This window comes from Stenotrophomonas sp. YIM B06876 (assembly GCF_030711595.1).
Lineage (GTDB): Bacteria > Pseudomonadota > Gammaproteobacteria > Xanthomonadales > Xanthomonadaceae > Stenotrophomonas.
Genome location: NZ_JAUJUJ010000215.1, coordinates 1 through 1,326, shown reverse-complemented (window position 1 = coordinate 1,326; position 1,326 = coordinate 1). Strand labels below are relative to the sequence as shown.

At 65.9% G+C, this 1,326-nt stretch carries 1 protein-coding gene; it reads right to left on the bottom strand.

Annotation, left to right across the window (positions count from 1 at the left end):
* On the bottom strand, nucleotides 1–826 hold an 826-nt coding region (locus QZH66_RS16205; RefSeq protein ID WP_305806913.1), incomplete at its 3' end, for an aconitase family protein.
* Nucleotides 827–1,326: the final 500 nt, after the last annotated feature.

The following is a 1,326-nucleotide window of genomic DNA, read 5'->3' as shown; positions in this document are numbered from 1 at the left end:
CGCCCTTGGTGCGGCCCGTGCCTTTGAAGTAGTCAATGGTCTTCTCGTCGACCGGGAAGAAGCCCATGGTGGCGCCGTATTCGGGCGCCATGTTGCCGATGGTGGCGCGGTCGGGCACCGCCAGCGTGCGCGTGCCTTCGCCAAAGAACTCGACGAACTTGCCCACCACCTTGTGCCGGCGCAGCAGTTCGGTCACGGTGAGCACCAGGTCGGTGGCGGTGACGCCTTCGCGCAGTTGGCCGGTCAGTTCCATGCCGACCACGTCGGGCGTGAGGAAATACACCGGCTGGCCCAGCATGGCGGCCTCGGCCTCGATGCCGCCCACGCCCCAGCCGACCACGCCGATGCCGTTGATCATGGTGGTGTGGCTGTCGGTGCCGACCAGGGTGTCGGGGTAGTACACATCGCCCTTCGTCTTGTGCACGCCGCGCGCCAGGTATTCGAGGTTGACCTGGTGCACGATGCCAAAGCCCGGCGGCACGACGCCGAAGGTGTCGAAGGCCTGCATGCCCCATTTCATGAATTCGTAGCGCTCCCGGTTGCGCTGGAATTCGAGCTTCATGTTCAGGTCGAGCGAATTCTTCTGGCCGTAGGAGTCGACCATGATGGAGTGGTCGACCACCAGGTCCACCGGCACCAGGGGCTCGATCTTCTTCGGGTCCTGGCCCAGGCGCGCGGCCGTGCTGCGCATCGCGGCCAGGTCGGCCAGCAGGGGCACGCCGGTGAAGTCCTGCAGCACGACGCGCGAGACGACGAACGGGATCTCGTCCTTGCGCACCGCCCGGGGCTGCCAATGGGCCAGCTGCGCTACATGCTCCGTCGCCACCTTGCGGCCATCGCAATTGCGCACCANCGCATCGCGGCCAGGTCGGCCAGCAGGGGCACGCCGGTGAAGTCCTGCAGCACGACGCGCGAGACGACGAACGGGATCTCGTCCTTGCGCACCGCCCGGGGCTGCCAATGGGCCAGCTGCGCTACATGCTCCGTCGCCACCTTGCGGCCATCGCAATTGCGCACCACCGATTCGAGCACGATGCGGATCGACACCGGCAGGCGGCTGATCTGCGGGAACTGCTTGGCCAGCGCGGGCAAGGAATAGAACTTGCCCACCTTGCCGGACGCGGTCTTGAAACTCTTCAGCGTGGACGCAAACGCGTGGCGGGTGGGCTTGGACGACGTAGCCATGGCGAACTCCTGAGTGGGGCGAAAGTCCTATTCTGGCACCCACGCGGCACAGTGCCCAAACTGCGCGAATCGACCGCACTGCGCACAGTGCATCGCCGTCCAAAATGGCATGGCCCGAATATGCCCAGCACGCCTGGAGGA